This is a genomic window from Pseudokineococcus sp. 1T1Z-3 (assembly GCF_037482365.1).
In the GTDB taxonomy this organism is placed as follows: domain Bacteria; phylum Actinomycetota; class Actinomycetes; order Actinomycetales; family Quadrisphaeraceae; genus Pseudokineococcus.
On the sequence record NZ_JBBHZF010000026.1, the window covers coordinates 430,737 to 447,269 of the forward strand.

The following is a 16,533-nucleotide window of genomic DNA, read 5'->3' on the forward strand; positions in this document are numbered from 1 at the left end:
TCGGGGTGCGGGCCGTCGTGCGTGCGTGCCCGCCAGGGCAGGAGGTGCCCGCTCGGGCGCTACGCGTTCCCCGACAGCTGCGACGCCGCCGCCCGGTCGACCAGCCAGCGCGTGACCCGGCGGCCGCGCGCGGCGACGGCGGGAGTCCGCACGACGTCCTCGTCGGGGTCGAGGCCCCGGGCCACGCCCTGGGCCTTGTCCTCGCCGGCGACCACCAGCCACACCTCGGCCGCGGAGCGGATGGCGTCGACGCCCAGGCTGAGGCGCAGCGCCGGCGGCTTGGGCGCGTCCTCCTCGACCACGACGCTGACGCCCTGCTGCGACAGCGTCTGCCGGTCGGGGAACAGGGAGGCGACGTGGCCGTCCGGGCCGACGCCCAGCATCAGCACGTCGAAGGCGGGGACGCCGGGCAGCTGCCGGCCGTCGCCCTCGACGTCGGGCGCGCCCAGGTCCTCGGCGTGCTCGGCCAGCTCGGCGGCGTAGCGCGCCGCCGCGTCCACGGCGTCACCGCCGTCGTCCGCCGACGGCATCGGGTGCCAGCAGACCGGTGCGAGGGCGGGGGAGGAGGCCAGTGCCGCTCGGGCCTGGGCGTCGTTGCGGTCGTCGCTGCCCGCCGGGACGTAACGCTCGTCGCCGAACCACAGGTGCAGGCGGGAGAGGTCCCAGCCCTCCTCGCCGGCGACGGCGTCCCCGGCGAGCTCGCCGAGCGCCTGAAGCGTCCGGCCGCCGACCCGACCGCCGGTGAGGACGACGTGCACGGGCGCCGGGGCGGGCCGGGAGCCGAGCACCTCGCCCACGGCCGCGAGGAGCCGCCGTGCGGTCTGCTGCGCGAGGTCCTCGGCGTTCTCGTGCAGCACCACCTCGACGTGGTCGCTCATGCCCGTGCCCCGTCGCCGTCCGTGCCGGTCACCGGGACGGTCGGGCCGACGGAGACCACCTCGGAGCTGTCCGTCGGCTCCTCCACCGGCGGTGGGTCCGCCGGCTCGGCGTCGGCGACGGCCGCCGCGTGCGCACGGGCCTCTTCCTGGCGCTCGTCGAGCCGCTGCTGGGCGCCCGACCGCGAGACGCCGGCGCGGTCACCCGCCCGCCTCGCCCGCCCGAGCCGTCCGAGGCCCACGGTGAGGACCTCGCCGTAGACCTCGTCCGGGTCGAGCCGGCGCAGCTCCTCGGAGAGGCAGTCGCGCACCCCGCGGACGGGGAGGGCGACCTGCCGCTCGGGCTGGCCCGGCGCCGTGAGCAGCGCCGTCGAGCCCTCGGGCCGCACGAGCTCCACGTCCCCGCTGCGGCGCTCCAGCCGGACGCCGACGATGCCCGTGCCCGAGGCGCTGCGGACCCGGGCCGCGGGGCAGTCCAGGGCCATCCCGAGCCAGGCGGCCAGCAGGTCGGTGCTGGGGGAGTCCTCCGCCCCCGTGACCGTCGCCGAGACGACCGGGTCGAACGGTGGCTGGTCCAGCGCCGCCGCGAGGATCCCGCGCCACAGCGTGAGCCGGCTCCAGGCCAGGTCGGTGTCACCGGGGACGTGCCCGGCGGCGAGCGCCTGCAGGGCCTTCGACGGCCGCCTCGCCGCCCCGGAGTCGGTGATCCGCCGCTGCGCCATGGCCCCCAGCGGGTCCTGGCTCGGCGCCGCCGGCGGCTCGCCCGGCCACCAGACGACGACGGGCGCGTCCGGCAGCAGCAGCGGGACGACGACGGCGTCGCCGTGGCGGGCGAGCTCGCCGTACAGCCGGGCGACGACGACCTCGCTGGCGCCGGCGTCGCCGCCCACCCGGATCTGGCCGTCGAGGCGGCTGGCTCCGCGCCGGCTGCCGCGGGCGACGACCAGCACGCGGCACGGGTGCTCCCGGCTGGCCTCGTTGGCCGCGGCGATGGCCTCCTCGGCCTCCTCGTCGTCCGTCGCGATGACGAGCGTGAGGACCCGGCCGAGGGCGACGGCACCGCCGCTCTCGCGGAGGTCGACCAGACGCCGGTTGATCCGGCTCGTCGTCGTCGAGGGCAGGTCGATGATCACGGGCGCCTCCACTCGCGGCCGTCGCGCGCCATCATGGCGAAGGCGCCCTGAGGCCCCCAGCTGCCGGAGGGATAGGTCTCGGGGACCCCCTGCGCGGCCCAGTGCTCGATGACCGGGTCGAGGATCCGCCAGGACAGGTCGACCTCCTCGTGCCGCGGGAACAGGGGCGGGTCGCCGAGCAGGACGTCGAGGATGAGGCGCTCGTAGGCCTCGGGGCTGGACTCGGTGAACGCGTGCCCGTAGCCGAAGTCCATCGTCACGTCGCGCACCTCCATCGCCGTGCCCGGCACCTTGGACCCGAAGCGCAGCGTGACGCCCTCGTCGGGCTGCACCCGGATGACGAGCGCGTTCTTGCCGAGCTCCTCGGTCGCCGTCTGCTCGAAGGGCAGGTGCGGCGCCCGGCGGAAGACGACGGCGATCTCGGTGACGCGGCGTCCCAGCCGCTTGCCCGCCCGCAGGTAGAAGGGCACGCCGGCCCAGCGCCGCGTCTCCACCTCGACCTTGACGGCGGCGAAGGTCTCCGTCGTGGAGTCGGGCGAGATTCCGTCCTCCTCGAGGTACCCCTTGACCTCCGTGCCGCCCTGCCAGCCGGCGGCGTACCGCCCGCGGGCCGTCGAGGCGTCCAGCCCCTCGGCGGGGTGGCGGACGGCCGAGAGGACCTTCTCCTTCTCGGCGCGCAGGTCCGCGGCGTCGAAGGAGACCGGCTCCTCCATCGCGGTGAGCGCCAGCAGCTGCAGCAGGTGGTTCTGGATGACGTCGCGCGCCGCGCCGATGCCGTCGTAGTAGCCGGCACGACCACCGATGCCGATGTCCTCGGCCATGGTGATCTGCACGTGGTCGACGTGCTGGCCGTTCCACGTCGGCTCGAACAGCTCGTTGGCGAAGCGCAGCGCCAGGAGGTTCTGGACGGTCTCCTTGCCGAGGTAGTGGTCGATCCGGAAGACCGCGTCGGAGGGGAAGACGCGCTCGACGACGGCGTTGAGCTCGCGCGCGGAGGCGAGGTCGTGCCCGAAGGGCTTCTCGATGACGACGCGGCGCCAGGACCCGTCCTGGGAGCGTGCCAGCCCGGAGCGGTCCAGCTGCTCGCAGACGACGGGGAAGCTCGACGGCGGGATCGAGAGGTAGAAGGCGACGTTGCCGCCCGTGCCGCGGGCGGCGTCCAGGTCCTTGACCGTCCGGGCGAGCGCGTCGAAGGCCTCGTCGTCGCCGAACTCCCCGGGCAGGAAGCGCAGGCCCTCGGCGAGCTGGCGCCAGACCTCCTCCCGGAACGGCGTCCGCGCGTGCTCCCGCACGGCGTCGTGGACGACCCGCCCGAAGTCCTCGTCCGACCACTCCCGGCGGGCGAAGCCGACGAGGGAGAACCCCGGCGGCAGCAGACCTCGGTTGGCGAGGTCGTAGACCGCCGGCATGAGCTTCTTGCGCGCCAGGTCGCCCGTGACCCCGAACATGACGAGGCAGGAGGGCCCGGCGATGCGCGAGAGCCGCTTGTCGCGCGGGTCGCGCAGCGGGTTGGTCTCGGCCGGCTGGCCACCGCCCAGCAGCCCCGCCCGGACGGGACGTCGGGCGGCGCCCGACGACGTCGTCGTGCTCACGCGGTCCCCGCCGCGGGGGCGGACAGCACCTCGCGCAGACGGCTCAGATGGCCGCGGTCGGTGAGGTGCACCCGCAGGACCGGGCGCCCGTGGTCGGCGAGCACGGCGGCGTCGCCCGCGGCCTGGGCGCGCTGCAGGACCCCGAAGGTGAACGGCCGGTCGGGGATGGGCAGGTCCTCCCCGGCGGGCGCGGACGTCACCTGCAGGTAGACGCCCGTGGCCGGGCCGCCCTTGTGGTACTGCCCGGTCGAGTGCAGGAAGCGCGGGCCCCACCCGAAGGTCACCGGCCGGCCGGTGCGGGCCGCCAACGACTCGCGCACCTCCTCCAGCGACGCGTCGGCCTCCCGGTCCAGGTAAGCCATGACGGCGAGGTAGCCGCGGCCGCCCTCGACGTCCTCCAGCGTGGCGAGCAGAGCGGCGACGGCGCCCTCCAGGTCCTCGGCCCGATCGAGCAGGCCGGGCGTGGCCCGCAGCTCGACGCCGTCGTCGCTCATGTCGGCCGGCTCGGGCTCGGGGGAGCCCTCGAGGAGCTCGCGCGTGGCGGACTTGGCGCTCTCGACGTCGGGCTGGTCGAAGGGGTTGATGCCGAGCAGCCGCCCGGCGACCGCCGTGGCCGTCTCCCACAGCACCATCTGCGCGCCGAGCGAGCCGCTCGTCCAGACCGTCGCGTCACCCGCGGCCGGCCCGGCCGTGCTGGCGTCGGCGACGAGGTGGACGAGCAGCACGTCGTCCGCGGGGCTTCTCACCTCGGGGGAGCCCGTCCCGGCGACGACGACCGGCAGGAGCCCGGTGCCCTCCTTGCCCGTGGACTCGGCCACGAGCTGCTCGGCCCAGGCGCCGAAGCCCGGCAGCGGGCTGCCGTCGTCGATAAGGACGACCTTGTCCCGTAGGGGAGACGTGCCGCCGAGCGCCGCACCCAGCTGCAGCGCCGGGTTGCCGTCGTCGTCGGCCGCCAGCAGGGCGAGCGCCTCGGCGCCGTCCGCCAGCAGCCCGGCGACGTCGGCCCCAGCCAGGCCGGCGGGCACCAGCCCGAAGGCCGTCAGGGCGGAGTAACGCCCGCCGACGGTCGGGTCGGCCTCGAAGAGCGCGCGGTAGCCCTCGTCACGGGCCAGCTGGGAGAAGGGCGAGCCCGGGTCGGTGACCACGACGACCCGTGAGGCGGCGTCGACGCCTGCAGCGGTGAGCGCCTCGACGAACGCCCGCCGCTGGGAGTCGGTCTCGACCGTCCCGCCGGACTTGCTGGAGACGACGACGACCGTGCGGCCCAGGCCCTCGGCGAGAGCGTCGCGGACCTGGCCCGGGTCGGTGCCGTCGAGCACGACGAGCGGGACGCCGGCCGCCGCGGTGATGACCTCGGGCGCGAGCGAGGACCCGCCCATGCCGCACAGGACCACCCGGTCGACGCCCTCGGCCGCGAGCTCGGCCCGCAGCGCCTCGACCCGCGCCGGCAGGTCCGCGGACCGCTCGCCGACGGCGACCCAGCCGAGGCGCTTGCCCGACTCCTCCTCGGCCTCCGGTCCCCACAGGTCGGCCCGCTGGGCGGCGATCCCGCCGGCGACCCCGTCCGCGACGAGGGTCGGGACGTGCTCCGCGACGGCGGTGGCCGCGGCACCCGCGACGGCGAGCGCGAGCCCGGGCGCCGGGTCGCTCATGGCGGCGTCCGGCGTGGTGTCCAGCCCGGAGGTCACTGCCCGGCCTCGGCGTCGTCGGTCGTCGACAGCCGTGCCAGCTCGTCGGAGACGGTCTGCAGCAGCTCGTCCCAGGAGTCGGCGAACTTCTGCACGCCCTCGCGCTCGAGCTGGTCGACGACGTCGGCGTAGGAGACGCCCAGACGCTCCAGGTGGTCCATGACCTCGGTGGAGGCCTCGGCCGTCCCCGACATCGTGTCGCCGTGCACCTGGCCGTGGTCGGCGGTCTTGTCCATCGTCGAGCCCGGCATCGTGTTCACCGTGCCGGGGGCGACGAGCTCGGTGACGTAGAGCGTGTCGGGGTAGTCGGGGTTCTTCACGCCGGTGGAGGCCCACAGCGGCCGCTGCGGGCGGGCGCCCGCCTCGGCGAGCACCTCCCAGCGCGGCGTCGCGAACACCTCCTCGTAGGCGGCCCAGGCGAGCCGGGCGTTGGCGAGGCCGGCCTTCCCGCGCAGCGCCAGCGCCTCGTCGGTGCCCACCGCCTCCAGCCGCTTGTCGATCTCGGAGTCGACGCGGCTGACGAAGAACGACGCCACCGACGCGATCGACGACAGGTCACGCCCTGCCTCCCGAGCCTGCTCCAGCCCCGTGAGGAAGGCGTTCATGACCGCGCGGTAGCGGTCGAGGGAGAAGATCAGCGTGACGTTGACGCTGATGCCCTCGGACAGCGCCGTCGTGATGGCCGGCAGCCCCTCGAGCGTCGCGGGGATCTTGACCATGAGGTTCGGCCGGTCGACGGCCGCCCAGATGGCACGGGCCGCCGCGACGGTCCCCTCGGTGTCGTGCGCCAGTCCCGGCTCGACCTCCAGGGAGACCCGGCCGTCGAGGTGGCCGGTGCGCTCGTAGACCGGCATGAACAGGTCGCACGCCCGCCGGACGTCCTCGGTCGTCAGCTCGAAGACGGCCTCGTCGACGCCGACGCCCCGCTCGGCCAGACCGCTCGTCTGCTCGGCGTAGACGTCGCCCTTGGCGAGGGCGCTGGCGAAGATCGTCGGGTTGCTCGTCACGCCGACGACCGACTTCTCGGCCATGATCCGCGCGAGCTCCCCCGACTCCAGCAGCTCGCGGGAGAGGTCGTCGAGCCAGACGGAGACCCCCTCGGCAGAGAGCTGGGCGAGCGGGTCGGAGCCGGTCTGCGTGGTGCTTGTCACGGTGTCCTCCGGTGCGGTGGGCGGACGTGCTCTGTCAGCGTTCTGGGTCTTCCGGGTGCTCTCGTCGGGCGCTCAGGCAGGCCGGCTCACTGCTGGTCGCCGGTGCCGGGGTCGGTCGGCGTCGTGGCGGCGCCGCCGGGCGTGTCGCCGTCGGTCGCGGCGGCGATCGACTCCCGTGCCGCGGCGGCGACGGCCTCGGCCGTGAGGCCGAACTCCCGGTACAGCGTCTCGTAGTCGGCCGACGCGCCGAAGTGCTCCAGGGAGACGGTGCGGCCGGCGTCGCCGACGACGTCGCGCCAGCCCTGGGCGACCGCGGCCTCGACCGAGACGCGGGCCCGCACCCCGGCGGGCAGGACGGACTCTCGGTACTCGGCGTCCTGCTCGTCGAACCACTCGCGGCAGGGCATGGAGACGACGCGTGCGCCGACGCCCTCGCCGGCGAGGGCCTCCCGGGCCGCCAGCGCCAGGTGCACCTCGGAGCCGGTGGCGACGAGCAGGACGTCGGGCGTGCCGCCCTCGGGCGCGTCGGCCAGGACGTACGCACCCCGGGCGACGCCGGACGCCGCCCCGAGCGTCGTGCCCTGCGCCGCGCCGTCGCCGCGCTCCAGCGTCGGCAGCTTCTGCCGGGTCAGGGCGATGCCGGCAGGGCGGTCGGTGTGCTCCAGCACCGTCCGCCACGCCCACGACGTCTCGTTGGCGTCCGCGGGGCGGACGACGTCGAGGCCCGGGATGGCGCGCAGGGCCGCCAGCTGCTCGACCGGCTGGTGGGTCGGGCCGTCCTCGCCGAGGCCGATGGAGTCGTGCGTCCAGACGTAGATCGTCGGGATCGCCATGAGCGCGGCGAGCCGGACCGCCGGGCGCATGTAGTCGCTGAAGATGAGGAAGGTGCCGCCGTAGGCCCGCGTGCCGCCGTGCAGCGTGATGCCGTTCAGGACGGCGCCCATCGCGTGCTCGCGGATGCCGAAGTGCAGGGTGCGCCCGCCCTCGTCGCCCGGGAACTTCTTCGTGGCCCGCCCGGCCGGGACGAAGGAGCTGACGCCCGCCATCGTCGTGTTGTTGCTGCCGGCGAGGTCGGCCGAGCCGCCCCACAGCTCGGGCAGCACGTCGGCCAGGGAGGAGAGCACGTCGCCGGACGCCGACCGGGTGGCGACGTCCTTGCCCGCCGGGAAGTCGGGCAGCGCGTCGGCCCAGCCCTCGGGCAGCTCGCGCGCGGAGATGCGGTCCAGCAGCGCGGCCCGGTCGGGGTTGGCCGAGCGCCACGCCTGGTACCGCTCGTCCCACGCCTGGCGGACCCCCTTGGCGCGCTCGGTGCTCGCCCGGGTGATCTCCAGCACCTCGTCGTCGACCTGGAAGGTCTGGTCGGGGTCGAACCCGAGGGCCTCCTTGGTGGCGCGGATCTCCTCGTCCCCGAGGGCGGCACCGTGGGAGGCGCCCGTGCCCTGCATGGTCGGGGCGGGCCAGGCGATGACGGTGCTCAGCTTGATGATCGACGGGCGGGCGGTCTCGGCGCGCGCCTTCGTCAGCGCCGCGTGCAGCCCCTCGACGTCCTCGGCGTAGGTGCCGCCGCGGGTGAAGTCGACGTGCTGGGTGTGCCAGCCGTAGGCGGCGTAGCGGGCGAGCACGTCCTCGCTGAAGGCGATGTCCGTGTCGTCCTCGATGGAGATGCGGTTGTCGTCGTAGATGACGACGAGGTTGCCCAGCTCCTGGTGGCCCGCGAGGGAGCCCGCCTCGGCGGTGACGCCCTCCTGGACGTCGCCGTCGGAGGCGATGACGTAGATCGTGTGGTCGAAGGGGCTCTCGCCGGGCGCCGCCTCCGGGTCGAGCAGGTGGCGCTCGCGCCGGGCCGCCATCGCCATGCCGGTCGCGCTGGCCAGCCCCTGCCCGAGGGGGCCGGTGGTGATCTCCACCCCGTCGGTGTGGCGGAACTCCGGGTGGCCCGGCGTCCGCGAGCCCCAGGTCCGCAGGGCCTTGAGGTCGTCGAGGCCCAGGTCGTAGCCCGCGAGGTACAGCTGGATGTACAGCGTCAGGGAGGAGTGCCCGGCGGAGAGCACGAAGCGGTCACGGCCGTGCCAGTGGGAGTCGGCGGGGTCGTGGCGCATGACCTTCTGGAACAGGAGGTAGGCCGCGGGCGCGAGGCTCATGGCGGTGCCGGGGTGGCCGTTGCCGACCTTCTCGACGGCGTCGGCGGCCAGCACGCGGACGGTGTCCACCGCCCGCTGGTCGGCCTCGCTCCAGGTGAAGGTGTCAGGCGTCGTCTCGGTGTCCATGCGCTGCTCCTCGCTCCTCCCGGGCCGGCCGGCGGGGTGCCCCGCAGCGGTGGGCCGGTGCTCGTCTGCTCGTGTGCTGGTCTGGCGCGTGTGCTGGTCTGGCGCGAGCGCCGACCCAGGCGTCGGCCGGGCCGGTCTCCTGCTGACGTCGGCCCGCCGGCGCCAGGCCCCGGCGGCGTCCTCCCGGGTGACCCCAGCGTCGGGACCGTCCGTGCTCTTCCCCGGGCTCTTCCCCGGGTCCTCGCTCTTCCCCGGGTCCTCGGCCCGCCGTGGCGCGCGCGGGCGACGTCGTCTCCGGCCCTCGTCGAGGGCCTGCTCCTCTCGCGCCAGGACCCTAGTGGCGCTCGGCCCTCGTCGCCCCCCGCCGGTCCTCGTCGCCGCCCGCCGGTCCTCCTCACCCGCGCGGCGGCCGGTGCGGCGGCGAGCCCGCCAGCGGCGGGCCGCCGACCCGGGGCCCGGCGCGACGGCTACGATCGGCGGCGGTGGAGCGCGAGCGCCGGCGGCCGGGGTACCGGCGGCCGAGGCTCCGGCAGGCCCTGCGGGGCGGCCGGGCGCCCCGCGGACCCGGACCCCGGAAGGATCGGACGAGACCTCCTCGTGAAGATGCCGTGAGAGCGACCGACCCGGCGGGGGCGCGCACCCACGACCCCGCCCCCGCGACGTCGGGGCGGTGGCCGTCCGCAGAGGTCGCGGCCCAGGACGCCGCGCACGGCGTCTCCGGCCCCCTGCACCCTGGCTCGGCGGGGCGGGCGCGGCGTCCCCGGGCCGCGGCCTTCCTCGCGCTGACGAAGCCGCGCATCATCGAGCTGCTGCTCGTCACGACCGTGCCGGTGATGTTCCTGGCCGCCGGGGGCTTCCCCTCCTTCTGGCTCGTGCTCGCCACCCTGGTCGGCGGTGCGCTCGCCGCCGGCAGCGCCAACACCCTCAACTGCTACGTCGACCGGGACATCGACGCGCTGATGGACCGCACCCGCGAGCGGCCCCTCGTCACGGGCGAGGTGAGCCCGCGCGAGGCGCTGGTCTTCGGCGTGGCGCTCGGCGTCGTCGCCGTCGGGTGGCTCGCCACCCTCGTCAACGTCCTCTCGGCGGCGCTGGCGCTGGCGGCCATCGCCTTCTACCTCTTCGTCTACACCCTCGGGCTCAAGCGCCGGACCTCCCAGAACATCGTCTGGGGCGGTGCCGCCGGCTGCATCCCCGTGCTGGTCGGCTGGTCGTCGGTGACCGGCTCGCTGGCGTGGGCCCCGCTCGTGCTCTTCGGGGTCGTCTTCTTGTGGACGCCCCCGCACTACTGGCCCCTGTCGATGCGGTACGCGCGCGACTACTCCGCGGTCCACGTGCCGATGCTCGGCGCGGTCGAGCGGCCGGGCTTCGTCGCCCGCCGGATCCTCGCCTACTCGTGGGCGATGGTGGCCTGCTCGCTGCTGCTCGTGCCCGTCGCCGGCACCGGCCCGGTCTACACCTTCGCGGCGGTGCTGCTCGGCGCCTGGTTCCTCGCCGAGGCGCACGCGCTGCGTCGTCGCGCCGCTCGCGCCGAGGAGTCGCCCGAGCCGGTCGCGACCGCCGGCGCGATGCGCGTCTTCCACGTCTCGATCTCCTACCTGACCCTCCTCTTCCTCGCCGTGGGTGTGGACCCCTTCGTCGGCTGGTGGTGAGGGCCGGGCGGGGCCGCCGTCAGGCATCGGCCGCGGTCGCCAGACCGGTAGGGCCAGCCCGCGGCGGCCGCGCTCGCCGGGGCGTCTGCACCCCCGGGCCGGCGGGTCAGCCGCCGTACAGGTCGACGACCACGCGGGGCGGGTCCTGCAGGCGCGTGACGGTGTAGGGGACCTCCTGCGAGAGGCCGAGGAAGACCTGGCCCTGGCCCTCGTAGACCCCGCCGACGAGCATCTCCTGCAAGACCGAGGTGCCCTGGCCGGGGAAGGCGCCGAGGACCTCCTCCTGGCCGGTCTCGAAGGGGTAGCCCAGGCCGCGCACGACGACCACGAGGGTGGCCGCGCCCTGGACCTCGACCGGGTCGCCGGAGCCCTGCTGCGTCGGCTCGTCGGTGTACTGGACGAACCACCCGGGCTCGCCCTCCTCGCCCGCCAGCTCCAGGACGACGCGGTCGTAGCCCTCGCGGCGCGCCGAGCGCACGGCGACGACGGACATCGGGCCGCCGCCGGAGGCCTGCTCGGAGGTCCCGGTCGTCGCGTCCTCGGGCAGGCCGGTGGCCTCCTCGCTCGGCTCCTCGTCGGGCCGGGGGGTGCTCGCGGAGGCCTGCGACGGCGTCGTCGACGGCGTGGGCGAGACCGCGACCTCCGGCGTGGGCACGTCCGTGGGCGCCGGCGTCGAGGCGACCGCGGACTCCGCCGGCCCGGCGGTGACGCCGTTCCCGCCGCACCCGGCCCCGAGCAGCAGGGCGGCGGCGAGGGCGCAGGCGGCGCCGGCCCGGCTCCGGCGGGGGGCCGCGACCTCGGCGGCCGCGCGGGTGGCGGTGAGGCTCGCCGCGCCGGTGGTCGTGCAGCCGGTGGTCGTGCAGCCGGTGGTCGTGCAGGGGACGGGCGTCGTCATGGATGGATCATCGGCGCTCCGCGCGCGCACGTTCAGCGCAGCAGGGTCACGATCTGCTCACGCCTGCTGCGGGCTGTGCTCGACGGGCGAGCGCGGGGCCGGGGGGAGCGGCAGCGGGGAACGGCGTCGCTGGGACATCAGGAGCACCGTCGTCGCGATGACGAGGAGCCCTGCCCCGAGCATGTGCAGGGCGACGAGCAGCACGGGCAGGTCGGTGGCGTACTGCACCCAGCCGACGACGCCCTGGGCGAGGACGACGGCGAGCAGCGTCACCGCGCGGCGCTGCGCCCGCGCCGGCGCACCGGTGCGGTGCTGCGCCACGAGGAGGACGAGCAGGGCCACGACGAGCAGCACGACCGCGTCGGCGTGCACGCGGGAGACGACCGCGGTGTCGAAGCCGAGGCGGGCCGGCTGCTCGGCGTCGCCGGAGTGCGGGCCGGCGCCGGTCACGAGCGTCCCGAGGACCAGGACGGCACCGAGCAGCACGCCGCACGCCTGGGCGACCCGCCGGGGCGCCGTCGCCACGACGAGGCCCGCCGGTCCGTCGGCGCGCTCGCGCACCCGGACGAGGAGGACGGTCGAGACGGCGACCAGCGCCATCGAGACGAGGAAGTGGGTGGCCACCGTGACGGGGTGGAGGGACAGGTGCACGGTGATGCCGCCGATGACCGCCTGCAGGACGACCCCGACGAGCGGCGCGACCGCCCACGGGAGCAGGTTCGCCTCGCGCCGGCCCGTGACGACGAGCCGGGCGACGGCCGCGAGCGCCGCCAGGGAGGCCAGGGCGACCGCGAAGGTCAGCAGCCGGTTGCCGAACTCGATGTCGTCGTGCAGGCCCATCTCGGGGCTGTAGACCGGGGTGTAGGAGCCCTCCGTGCACTGCGGCCACGTCGGGCACCCCAGGCCCGAGCCGGTGAGCCGCACCGCGCCGCCGGTGACGACGATGCCGACCTGCGCGACGAGGTTGGCCACGACCGGGACGACGGCCCACCGGGGAGCGGCCACCGCGCGCGGCGCCGGCACGGGGTCCGAGCCCTCGGCCGCGCCGCCGGAGGGGTGCGGGCGCCGGCCGACGTCTGTGCTCACGTCACCAGGGTAGGTGGGAGGGGCGGGAGGGCAGCAGGGACCCGGCTGGCGCCGCTAGTCCCAGCGGAACCAGCGCCGGGCGGCCAGCGTGGCGGCGGCCGCCCACGCCAGGAGGACGAGGAGGGCGACGACGTCGAGGCTCCCGTCGGTCGAGGCCTGCCGCAGCCCCTCGCCCAGGGCACCCGACGGGAGGACGTGGACCAGCGCCCCCCAGGCGCCGGGCAGCGCGTCGGCGGGCACGACGACGCCGCCGCCGACGAGCAGGAGCGCCCAGACGAGGTTGGCGGCGGCCAGCACCGCCTCGGCGCGCAGCACCCCGGCCAGCAGCAGGGCCAGGGCCGTCAGCGCCGCCGTCCCCACGAGCACGAGCAGGGCCCCCGGCAGCAGGCCCAGCGGGTCGGGGCGCCACCCGACGGCCAGGGCGACGGCCCCGAGCACGAGCACCTGCACCACCTCCACGACGAGGACGCCGAGCACCCGCCCGGCGAGCAGGCCGCCGCGCCCGAGCGGCGTCGTCGCGAGCAGGCGCAGCACGCCGCTGCGGCGGTCGAAGCCGGTCGCGATGGCCTGCCCCGTGAAGGCGGTGGAGAGCACGGCCAGGGCCAGGACCCCCGGCGCGACGACGTCGACCGCCGCCTGGCCGGGGGCGAGCCCGAGGTCGACGACGGAGGTCACCGACAGCCCGACGAGGACGAGGGCGGGCAGCACCAGGGTGAGCAGCACCTGCTCGCCGTTGCGCAGCATCGTCCCGGCCTCCCACCGCGCCTGGGCGAGCACCCGCGCCGCGGCCCCTGCGGCCCGCGGCTGGGCGGCCGTCGGCGCCTGGGCCCGGGTGCTCACCGCAGGCTCCGGCCGGTGAGGTCGAGGAAGACCTCCTCCAGGCTCGGGCGCCCGACGGACAGCGCCTCCGGCATGACGCCGCGCTGGGCGCACCAGGACGTCACGCCGGCGACGACCTGCGGGTCCACCGCCCCCGACACGACGTAGCTGCCCGGCACCGGCTCGGTGGCGACGACGTCCTCGGACAAGGCCTGGCGCAGGGGGGCCAGGTCGAGGCCGGGGCTCGCCCGGAAGCGGACCGAGGCACCCGCCCCGGCCACCAGCTCGCTCGGCGCGCCGGTCGCGACGGCCCGGCCGCCGTCGACGATGACGACGGTCGCGGCCAGGCGCTCGGCCTCCTCCAGGTCGTGCGTGGTGAGCAGCACGCCCGCCCCCTGCGCGACGACCTCGCGCACCAGCTCCCAGACGACGAGCCGGGCGGCCGGGTCCAGGCCTGCCGTCGGCTCGTCGAGGAAGAGCAGGCTCGGACGGCCCACGAGGGCCGCCGCGAGGGCGAGCCGCTGGCGCTGGCCCCCGGACAGCCGTCGCACGCTCGTGCGGGCGAAGGCCGGGATGCCGAGGCGGCCGGCGAGCTCGTCGACGTCCCGGGGGGCGGCGTGCAGGCGGGCCAGGTGGCGCAGCAGCCGCAGCGGCCTGGCCGACGTCGGCAGGCCGCCGTCCTGCAGCATCGCGCCGACGGCGGCACGGTGGTCGGCGTCCGTGGCGGCCGCGGCGACGGGGCGGCCGAGGACCGTGACCTCACCGGCGTCGGGACGGCGCAGGCCGAGGCAGCACTCCACCGTGCTGGTCTTGCCCGCGCCGTTGGGCCCCAGCAGCGCGGTGACGGCGCCGGCGGCCACGTCGAGGTCGAGGCCGTCGACCGCGACGGCGCCCCCGTACCGCTTCACGAGGCCGCGCACGCGCAGCGCGGCCCCGCCGGACGGGGAGCCGCCCGGAGGACCACCCACGGACGGCGATCCTAGGTGCGCCGGCACGCGCCGCCGTCGCCGGGAGCGGCCTGCTGCGGCGCCGACGAGACAAGGGGAGCCTCACTGGACGAGCCGTGCGGGGTTTCGTCACACTCGTGTTGTGCAATCCCAGGTGCGGCCCGGCGAGGGCGAGGCGGTGACGACGCGCGAGCGCGTGCTCGCCGTCGTCACCGAGCACGGGCCTGCGACCGCAGGGGCCGTCGCCGACGTCCTGCGCCTGACGGCGGCCGGCGTCCGCCGTCACCTCGAGGCCATGGAGGCCGAGGGGCTCGTGCGGGCGCAGCCGGCCACGACCACGCAGGGCAGAGGGCCCGGGCGCCCCGCACGCGAGTTCGTCGCCGCCCCCCGCGCCTCGCGCGCCGACGACGGGTACGCCGACCTCGCGCTCGACCTGCTGCAGCACCTGGCCGCCACGGGCGGCGCCGAGGCCGTCCGGGCCTACGCAGACCACCGCGCTGCCTCGCTGCGCGAGCGCTACGCCGCCGAGGTGGGGGCCGCCGGCGACGACGTCGAGGCCCGGGCCGGTGCGCTGGCCGAGGCCCTGCGCCGGGACGGGTTCGCCGCCAGCACCCGGCCGGTGGACCCGGGAACAGGGGTGCGGGCGCTCCAGTTGTGCCAGGGGAGATGCCCGGTCCACGGCGCCGCACAGGCCTTCCCCCAGCTCTGCGACGCCGAGACGGCCGCCTTCTCCGACCTCCTCGGCGTCGGCACCCGCCGTCTGGCGACGCTCGGCTCCGGCGACCGGGTCTGCACCACGCACGTCCCGACCGCCGTCCGCCCCCGCAGCGACCGGAGCCCTGCAGACCGGACCCCAGCCGACCGGGCCCCAGCCGACCAGAGCGCACCAGGCCGGAGCGCAGAAGGTCGGCCGGCCCGCGGCCGGCCGCCGGCCAGCAGGCGCCACGCCCCCGCGCCCACGACCCCCACCACCCCGGAGGGACCTCGATGACCACCGACGTCGAAGCACTCAACCCCGAGCTCAAGGGCATCGGCACCTACAACTACGGCTGGGCCGACTCCGACGCCGCCGGCGCGAGCGCCCGCCGCGGCGTCGACGAGGAGGTCGTCACCGACATCTCCCGCCGCAAGGGCGAGCCTGACTGGATGCTGCGCACCCGGCTCAAGGCGCTGCGCATGTTCGGCCGCAAGCCGATGCCGAGCTGGGGCAGCGACCTGGACGGCATCGACTTCGACAACATCAAGTACTTCGTGAAGTCGACGGAGAAGCAGGCCACGTCCTGGGAGGAGCTGCCCGAGGACATCAAGTCGACCTACGACCGGCTCGGGATCCCCGAGGCCGAGAAGCAGCGCCTGGTCGCCGGCGTCGCCGCGCAGTACGAGTCGGAGGTCGTCTACCACCAGATCCGCGAGGACCTGGAGGAGAAGGGCGTCATCTTCGTCGACACGGACACGGGCCTGCGCGAGCACGAGGACCTGTTCCGCGAGTACTTCGGCTCCGTCATCCCGCCCGGGGACAACAAGTTCGCCTCGCTCAACACCGCGGTGTGGTCGGGCGGCTCGTTCATCTACGTCCCGCCGGGCGTCCACGTCGACATCCCGCTGCAGGCCTACTTCCGGATCAACACCGAGAACATGGGCCAGTTCGAGCGTACGCTGATCATCGCCGACGAGGGCTCGTACGTGCACTACGTCGAGGGCTGCACGGCGCCCATCTACAAGACCGACTCGCTGCACTCGGCCGTCGTCGAGATCGTCGTGAAGAAGGACGCCCGCGTCCGCTACACGACCATCCAGAACTGGTCGAACAACGTGTACAACCTCGTCACCAAGCGGGCCACGGCCGCCGAGGGCGCCACCATGGAGTGGGTCGACGGCAACATCGGCTCCAAGGTGACGATGAAGTACCCCGCCATCTTCCTCATGGGCGAGCACGCCAAGGGCGAGACGCTGTCCATCGCCTTCGCCGGCGAGGGCCAGCACCAGGACGCCGGCGCCAAGATGGTGCACGCGGCGCCGCACACGTCGTCCTCCATCATCAGCAAGTCCGTCGCCCGCGGCGGGGGGCGCACCTCCTACCGCGGTCTCGTGCAGGTGCTGGAGGGGGCCGCGCACTCGGCCTCGACGGTGCGCTGCGACGCGCTGCTCGTGGACCAGGTGAGCCGCTCGGACACCTACCCCTACGTCGACGTCCGCGAGGACGACGTCGTCATGGGGCACGAGGCCACGGTCTCCAAGGTGAGCGAGGACCAGCTCTTCTACCTCATGTCCCGCGGCATGGCCGAGGACGAGGCGATGGCGATGATCGTGCGCGGCTTCGTCGAGCCGATCGCCCGTGAGCTCCCGATGGAGTACGCCCTCGAGCTCAACCGCCTCATCGAGCTGCAGATGGAGGGCGCGGTCGGCTGACCGCCCTCCGGCGACCTCG

The 16,533-nt window shown here is 75.6% G+C and carries 13 protein-coding genes; 3 read left to right on the plus strand and 10 right to left on the minus strand.

What is annotated here, in order from left to right; translation table 11 throughout:
- Nucleotides 1-59: 59 nt before the first annotated feature.
- From pgl to tkt, 6 genes are all read right to left on the minus strand, one after another.
- Nucleotides 60-878, minus strand: a complete 819-nt coding sequence (gene pgl, locus WDV86_RS14075) for a 6-phosphogluconolactonase (protein WP_339568262.1) — start codon at nucleotides 876-878, stop codon at nucleotides 60-62.
- On the minus strand, nucleotides 875-2,008 hold the full coding sequence (gene opcA / locus WDV86_RS14080) for a glucose-6-phosphate dehydrogenase assembly protein OpcA (protein ID WP_339568263.1): 1,134 nt from the start codon (nucleotides 2,006-2,008) through the stop codon (nucleotides 875-877). Before opcA ends, pgl begins: the two co-directional genes overlap by 4 nt.
- Nucleotides 2,005-3,549, minus strand: coding sequence for a glucose-6-phosphate dehydrogenase (gene zwf, locus WDV86_RS14085; protein ID WP_445263100.1), 1,545 nt, complete (start codon nucleotides 3,547-3,549; stop codon nucleotides 2,005-2,007). The genes opcA and zwf overlap by 4 nt, the downstream gene beginning before the upstream one ends.
- A gap of 47 nt (nucleotides 3,550-3,596) precedes the next feature.
- On the minus strand, nucleotides 3,597-5,252 hold the full coding sequence (locus WDV86_RS14090) for a glucose-6-phosphate isomerase (protein WP_445263101.1): 1,656 nt from the start codon (nucleotides 5,250-5,252) through the stop codon (nucleotides 3,597-3,599).
- Nucleotides 5,253-5,284: 32 nt separating this feature from the next.
- Nucleotides 5,285-6,439, minus strand: a complete 1,155-nt coding sequence (gene tal, locus WDV86_RS14095) for a transaldolase (protein WP_339568266.1) — start codon at nucleotides 6,437-6,439, stop codon at nucleotides 5,285-5,287.
- An 86-nt stretch (nucleotides 6,440-6,525) separates the two neighbouring features.
- Nucleotides 6,526-8,706, minus strand: a complete 2,181-nt coding sequence (gene tkt, locus WDV86_RS14100; protein WP_339568267.1) for a transketolase — start codon at nucleotides 8,704-8,706, stop codon at nucleotides 6,526-6,528.
- A gap of 725 nt (nucleotides 8,707-9,431) precedes the next feature.
- Here tkt and WDV86_RS14105 point away from each other — a divergent pair.
- The gene (locus tag WDV86_RS14105; protein ID WP_445263102.1) at nucleotides 9,432-10,358 is read left to right on the plus strand and encodes a heme o synthase; all 927 of its coding nucleotides are present in this window, start codon (nucleotides 9,432-9,434) and stop codon (nucleotides 10,356-10,358) included.
- Between the two features lie 106 nt (nucleotides 10,359-10,464).
- On the opposite strand, the gene WDV86_RS14110 is transcribed toward WDV86_RS14105, so the two are convergent.
- From WDV86_RS14110 to WDV86_RS14125, 4 genes are read right to left on the minus strand one after another with little or no spacing between them, the layout of a single operon-like run.
- Nucleotides 10,465-11,253: an AMIN-like domain-containing (lipo)protein gene (locus tag WDV86_RS14110; RefSeq protein ID WP_339568269.1), complete on the minus strand. Its 789-nt coding sequence runs from the start codon at nucleotides 11,251-11,253 to the stop codon at nucleotides 10,465-10,467.
- Nucleotides 11,254-11,310: 57 nt separating this feature from the next.
- Entirely contained in the window at nucleotides 11,311-12,339 is a 1,029-nt protein-coding gene (locus WDV86_RS14115; RefSeq protein ID WP_339568270.1) for a COX15/CtaA family protein, read from the minus strand.
- Nucleotides 12,340-12,393: 54 nt separating this feature from the next.
- A complete protein-coding gene (locus tag WDV86_RS14120; protein WP_339568271.1) occupies nucleotides 12,394-13,179 on the minus strand; it encodes an ABC transporter permease in 786 nt (261 codons plus the stop codon).
- Nucleotides 13,176-14,126 carry an ABC transporter ATP-binding protein gene (locus WDV86_RS14125; RefSeq protein WP_339568272.1) on the minus strand — a complete coding sequence of 317 codons (951 nt, stop codon included), beginning with the start codon at nucleotides 14,124-14,126 and terminating at the stop codon, nucleotides 13,176-13,178. Before WDV86_RS14125 ends, WDV86_RS14120 begins: the two co-directional genes overlap by 4 nt.
- A 121-nt stretch (nucleotides 14,127-14,247) precedes the next feature.
- Here WDV86_RS14125 and WDV86_RS14130 point away from each other — a divergent pair, with 121 nt between their 5' ends.
- Together WDV86_RS14130 and sufB are read left to right on the plus strand one after the other, a co-directional pair.
- A complete protein-coding gene (locus WDV86_RS14130) occupies nucleotides 14,248-15,096 on the plus strand; it encodes a helix-turn-helix transcriptional regulator (protein ID WP_339568273.1) in 849 nt (282 codons plus the stop codon).
- Complete coding sequence (sufB, locus tag WDV86_RS14135) at nucleotides 15,093-16,514, plus strand: Fe-S cluster assembly protein SufB (protein WP_339568274.1); 1,422 nt, start codon at nucleotides 15,093-15,095, stop codon at nucleotides 16,512-16,514. Before WDV86_RS14130 ends, sufB begins: the two co-directional genes overlap by 4 nt.
- The last annotated feature ends 19 nt before the right edge of the window (nucleotides 16,515-16,533 follow it).

Coding starts and splice junctions, on each gene's coding strand:
- WDV86_RS14090 (WP_445263101.1), bottom strand. CDS start 5,252: ATGAGCGACCCGGCGCCCGGGCTCGCGCTCGCCGTCGCGGGTGCCGCG.
- pgl (WP_339568262.1), bottom strand. CDS start 878: ATGAGCGACCACGTCGAGGTGGTGCTGCACGAGAACGCCGAGGACCTC.
- WDV86_RS14110 (WP_339568269.1), bottom strand. CDS start 11,253: ATGACGACGCCCGTCCCCTGCACGACCACCGGCTGCACGACCACCGGC.
- sufB (WP_339568274.1), top strand. CDS start 15,093: ATGACCACCGACGTCGAAGCACTCAACCCCGAGCTCAAGGGCATCGGC.
- tkt (WP_339568267.1), bottom strand. CDS start 8,706: ATGGACACCGAGACGACGCCTGACACCTTCACCTGGAGCGAGGCCGAC.